5 protein-coding genes and 1 pseudogene are annotated in these 5,078 nt (G+C 69.9%); 3 read left to right on the top strand and 3 right to left on the bottom strand.

The features are described 5' to 3' along the window. The coding region (locus D7Y11_RS41575; protein WP_126936433.1) for a calcium-binding protein at positions 1–1,432 on the bottom strand (1,432 nt) is incomplete at its 3' end. A gap of 252 nt (positions 1,433–1,684) precedes the next feature. On the opposite strand from D7Y11_RS41575, the gene D7Y11_RS41570 reads away from it, so the two are divergent. From D7Y11_RS41570 to D7Y11_RS41560, 3 genes are all read left to right on the top strand, one after another. Continuing rightward, entirely contained in the window at positions 1,685–1,987 is a 303-nt protein-coding gene (locus D7Y11_RS41570) for a hypothetical protein (protein WP_120578934.1), read from the top strand. 99 nt (positions 1,988–2,086) lie between these two features. After that, a complete protein-coding gene (locus D7Y11_RS41565; protein ID WP_126936432.1) occupies positions 2,087–2,617 on the top strand; it encodes a hypothetical protein in 531 nt (176 codons plus the stop codon). After that, a complete protein-coding gene (locus D7Y11_RS41560) occupies positions 2,614–3,573 on the top strand; it encodes an HTTM domain-containing protein (protein WP_121754930.1) in 960 nt (319 codons plus the stop codon). The genes D7Y11_RS41565 and D7Y11_RS41560 overlap by 4 nt, the downstream gene beginning before the upstream one ends. Here D7Y11_RS41560 and D7Y11_RS41555 read toward each other — a convergent pair. After that, on the bottom strand, positions 3,570–4,109 hold the full coding sequence (locus D7Y11_RS41555) for a hypothetical protein (protein WP_158642061.1): 540 nt from the start codon (positions 4,107–4,109) through the stop codon (positions 3,570–3,572). The genes D7Y11_RS41560 and D7Y11_RS41555 overlap by 4 nt on opposite strands. An 87-nt stretch (positions 4,110–4,196) precedes the next feature. After that, positions 4,197–5,078: pseudogene (locus D7Y11_RS41550) on the bottom strand (MtsA protein); the annotation flags it as partial.

The following is a 5,078-nucleotide window of genomic DNA, read 5'->3' as shown; positions in this document are numbered from 1 at the left end:
GCTCCAGGGTGGGGACCAGGGAGACGTTCTCCACGCGGGTGCGGTAGCAGGCGCGGTCGCTGGTGGCGGTGGGCGGCAGCGGGACGATGGAGTAGCCGTAGCCGCGCTCGCGGTGGAAGTCGAGGTCGGCGCTGAGCGGGTCGGTGTGGGCCTCCACCTCCGCCACGTTGGAGACGCCGTCGCGGTCGGTGTCGAGCAGGTCCTCGGCGATGAGCGGGTTCGTCCGCGACAGGGCCTCCACCAGGTCCGGCAGGCCGTCGCCGTCCGTGTCGCCCACGCAGGGGTCGCTGCCGAGCACGCGCTCCTCGCAGTCGTTGAGCCGGTCGCCGTCCGTGTCCTGCGTCACGCTGCAGCCGTTGATGATGTCCACGGCGAGCGGGTCCAGGCCCATGCGCAGCTCCACGCCGTCCATGAGCCCGTCCTGGTCGGTGTCGGGGGAGGTGGGGTCCAGGCCCAGGGCGCGCTCGTCGTCGTCCGACACGCCATCGCCGTCGCTGTCGACGAGCATCTGGCCGTTGCGCACCTGCACGTTGCGGTTGAAGGCGAGGAAGCGCTTGAGCTTGAGCGCGTTGTCGAGCGCGCCGTAGTCCAGCCGCGCGAGCGCGTTGGGCAGGCCCACGAAGTCGGTCTCCACGGGCACGCTGCCGCCCGCGTTCGCGATGGCGGCCACCTGGAGGCGGGTGACGGGGTCCGGCGTCTGGCCGCGGACGTAGACGGGCTGGACGCTGACGCCGCCCGCGCCCAGCTGCTCCACCAGGCCCTTGAGCTCGCCCACCACTGCGGTCAGTTCGCACTGGCTGCACGAGGCGTTGCACTGGGCCTGGGCTTCCGGGGTCGCGTTGCAGCCGGCGGCCTGGGCCAGCGCGGTGCACCGGCTGTCGATGCCGATGTTGTAGGCCGGGTTGTCACAGCTCACGTCGGAGCTGCGGATGACGGGCGCGACCACGTAGCGCGAGCGCGCGACCTCGCCCTTGCAGGCGGCCTGCATGTCGCCGGACATCAGGCTCTTGGACAGCCGCAGCGCGGAGCGGATGCTGATGGGGCCCTGCTGCTGGTAGCTGGCGTAGCGAGGCAGGACGGACTGGAAGGAGGCGGCGTCCGTGAAGCTGCCTTGCAGGCCGGTGGCCACCGAGTGGAAGGCCACGAGCCCGAAGCGCACCTGAGGGCCGGTGAAGCGCGAGGTGAGCGTGGTGAGCCCGTCCACCGCGGAGCCCACCACCTCCGGCTCCACGCCGGTGCCGCCCTGAAGCGCGAAGATGACCTTCACGGGGAACGCGTCGCCCGTGGCCTCGGGGACGCAGAGGTCTCCCTCGAAGTTGGCGCGGTCGCGTGTACCGCCCGCGCGGTCATCAATCGAATAGAGCCCCGCGTCGGTGCACGACAGCCACAACGTTGGAAGCAGGAGCCAGGCGACCCGGGGGGAGGAACGCATTCGTTGGATTGTAGACCTCAGCCCCCCCTTCCAACGCAAGCGACCCGAGTGCCGGCTCCACGTGAAGGCCCCGACACCCCTCCCGCCTTTTCGCGCCGACAGAGAAAAGCTCGCCGCCAACCAGACTGGAATGTCCACATCCCGCCTGGAATCAGCCCCCAACAGAATCCTGGTATTCCCGGGATGGTTCCGATTTCGGGGAGGGGAAAGACATTGCCCTCGCTGTCCAACCAATCCCCAAGGAGCAAGACCATGAAGAAGACGCACGTGAAGCTGGGCGGGACCGTGGCGATGTTCGTGCTGGCGCTGGGTGCGACGGGCGCGATGGCTCACAACCGTGAGGTGAAGAGCCATGATCCGCGCATGGCGGTGTCGATGGAGGAGGTCGTGCTGGTGTCGAAGACGGGCCCCCTGGCGGGGGGTTCCGGCAGCGGCAACGGCAACTGCGGCATCCTCAGCAACATCCTCGGTGGCGGCAACATCATCGGCAACACCACGGGCAACCTGCTGGGCCTCTTCATCGGCGGCGGCAGCATCTCGGGCAACTGCAACTGACGCCAGCTGACGTCACAACCCCCTGAAGTGATGTAGCGGTCCATTCAAGACGGACCCGACGCCGGAGGTGCCCCCTCCGGCGCTCGGTCTGGAGCCCCCATGCGACACACGTTGACTCCCCGGCACGGGTTGTTGACCGGCCTCGCCGTGCTGCACCTGCTGATGGTGGCCCGTGGCGCGCTGCACGTGCCCCTGCTCCCGCTGACAGACACCGGGCGGACCTGGGCCCAGGCCTATGGGCATTGGACGGGCTCGAGCAGTGGCTTCAGTTTCTTCGCCCCCGGGGTGAGCCCGGCGGTGCGTGTCTCCTTCGACCTGGAAGGTGCGTCCGGCGACCGGCTGCACGACGACTTCCGGTCCGACAACGGCGCCGTGAGCGTGCGCATCCATTCCATGAACCTGCGCTTCAGCCTGGAGGAGAGCCGGGACGCGCTGGCCCGCGCGTGGGCGGCGGCGATGTTCGGCCGGCATCCGGACGCGAGAGCCGTCACGGTGCGCGTGGAGTCGCTCCAGCTGCCCAGCATGGAGGGACACCTGCAAGGGTCGCAGCCGCTCTGGACGGAGGCCTACCGTGCGGAGTTCCAGCGGCGCGTGCCCGCGGCCGTGTCCACCGGTGAGGTGACGCCATGAGCGCCCGGACCTGGAAGTCCGCCGTGGGTGCCAGGCTGGCGGCGTTCGTCGGCGAGCCCTCTTCTCCGCAGCCGCTGGGCGTGTTGCGCATCGGCGTGGCGGCGCTGCTGCTCATCCAGGCATGGAGCCTGTCGGAGATCCTGCCGGAGCTGTTGGGCAACCAGGGCTGGGTGCCCTGGAGCGTCTCCGAGGCGATGGCATCCCCTTCCGTGCCCCGGGTGGACGCGGTGGTGGCCGCGCTGGCGCCGCTGGGCTTCTCGCAGGCGGCCAGCATCCAGGGCATGACGTTCGTCTACGTGGTGGCGCTGCTGGGGCTGCTGCTGGGCCTGCACACGCGGCTGTCGTCGGTGGTGGCGTGGATCCTCCACACGGTGCTGCTCAACAGCATCAGCTTCTTCTCCTACGGCGTGGAGACCTTCGCGCACATCAGCCTGTTCTATTGCGCGGTGATGCCGGTGGGCACGGCGTACTCCCTGGACGTGCGGGCGGGCAGGCTCTCCGGCGCGCCGTCCGCGCTGGCGACGCTGTCGCTGCGCGTGTTGCAGGTGCACCTGTGTCTCATCTACCTGACCACGGGTCTGGAGAAGATGCTGGGGCCCGTGTGGCGGGACGGGACGGCGCTCTGGGAGGTGCTGATGCAGCCCCAGTACGGCCAGTTCGACTTCGCGTGGCTCGCGACGGTGCCGTGGATGGTGAAGCTGGCCACGTGGGGCACGCTGGTGGTGGAGGTGGGCTACGCGTTCTGCGTCTGGCCCCGGCGCACGCGGGGGCTCTGGGTGGCGCTGACGATGAGCCTGCACCTGGGCATCGCGGTGATGATGGGGCTGTGGATGTTCAGTGGGATGATGGCCGTGCTCACGTTCGCGGCGTTCGGGTGGCCCCTGATCGCCGAAACGATGCGCACGCGGGTCCGCGCCGCGGTGCTGTTCCCCTTCCACTCCGGGACCGCGCGTTAGGGCGCGGGCTTCAAGGGTGGAGGCTCCCGCTCGGGAGCCGGGGCGCGCGTCACGCGCAGCCTCGGCTTCGCGATGTTGGCGGCATCCAGTGCGTGGACGGACAGCTCCACATCGACGCACTCAGGTCCGGGCTGCCCGGTCGAGGACTGAGGGAAGAGGGGGACGGACACATCCCGCCCGTACCACTGGCCTGGCCCGAGGAGGAGGATGTCCTCTTCCCGGCGCGGTGCCGTCCGGACGTCGACGACGAGGAACGGCAGGGGCTGCCCGCTGGCACAGTCCAGGACCTGCTCCACCGTCAGCGTGTGGCTCTCGATGAGACGTCGGTCCAGGCACAGACTTCCACTCGAGGTCCCCAGCAACAGGCGCCCTGACAGGGTTTGTCCGTCGAAGCCCGCATGCTGGAACTCCGCCCGCGCGGCTGCCGGTTCATGTTTCGGGCAGGTGGCGGCCTGAGCGTCGGCACCATGCTTCGCACTGGAGAAGAGTCCTCCCTGACAGGCACTCAGTCCCATGAGGCTGAGGGTCAGGAGCATCGAGCGTGTCATTCGCACGCTCGATGCAGGGCAGCGGCGCTGATGAAGAGAGCGTACTCTGGCACTCGACGCATCCGCCAACCCTACTCACAGCGTGAGCAGGTACGCGAGCAGGTCGTCGCGCTCCTCGGCGGTGAGTTCCTGCGCGGCGCCGTGGCTCAGGCCTGGGGTCTCCAGCAGCGTGCGCAGCGGGAAGCGCGAGCCCACCACGAGCCGGTCCTCCTGCACCGCGTAGCCCGCCGTGGCGCTCGTCAGGAGGGGCCACACATCCCAGGTACCCACCAGCGAGGGCGGCGCTGCTCCCGTCACCAGTTGCTGCTGCTCCAGCCGCAGCGGCAGCGCGATGGGCGTGCCGACGTCCTGATACTGGCCCCGCGTCGAGGGGTCCTGGTCCAGGGTGAAGAGGGGCGTGGGGTGGCAGGCCATGCACCGGGCCTTCCCTTCAAAGAGCGCCAGGCCTTTCACCGGATGGCCCGTCCTGCCGTCCGGCAGCGTGACGGTCTCCAGCGGCGCGCCGTCCTCGCCGCGGTACGGGTTGGGCGCGGTGGGCAGCAGCGAGGTGTAGAGCGCCAGCGCCTCCACCTCCGACGGCAGCGGATCCGGGTTGTGGTAGCGGTTGCGCCCGCCCACCGTCTCCGCCGTCTCCGCGAGGCTGCGCGTGCTCGCGGGCGTGAAGTAGGGCGGCGTGTCCCGGCTGCCCAGGGCCGTCGTGGACCGGTAGATGCGCATGGGGCGCGTCTTCTCGAAGAAGACACCTCCCGTGTGCCCTTCGATGTGGCACGCGTCGCAGCTCATGCCCGTGCGGCCCACGTCGGAGAAGTAGAGCACCTGGCCCAGCCGGCGCTGCTCGCGCGAACGCACGTCCACCACCGGCCACTGCCGCGTCACACGCGCGTTTCCCGCCCGCGCCTCACGCACGTCCACCACCGCCACCGTGCCGCCGTCAGCCACGCCCTCGAAGAGGCCGGG

The sequence above is a fragment of the Corallococcus sp. AB018 genome, assembly GCF_003986945.1.
Lineage (GTDB): Bacteria > Myxococcota > Myxococcia > Myxococcales > Myxococcaceae > Corallococcus > Corallococcus exiguus.
The sequence above is the reverse complement of the archived record's forward strand: the minus strand, read 5'-3'. Positions and strand labels throughout refer to the sequence as shown.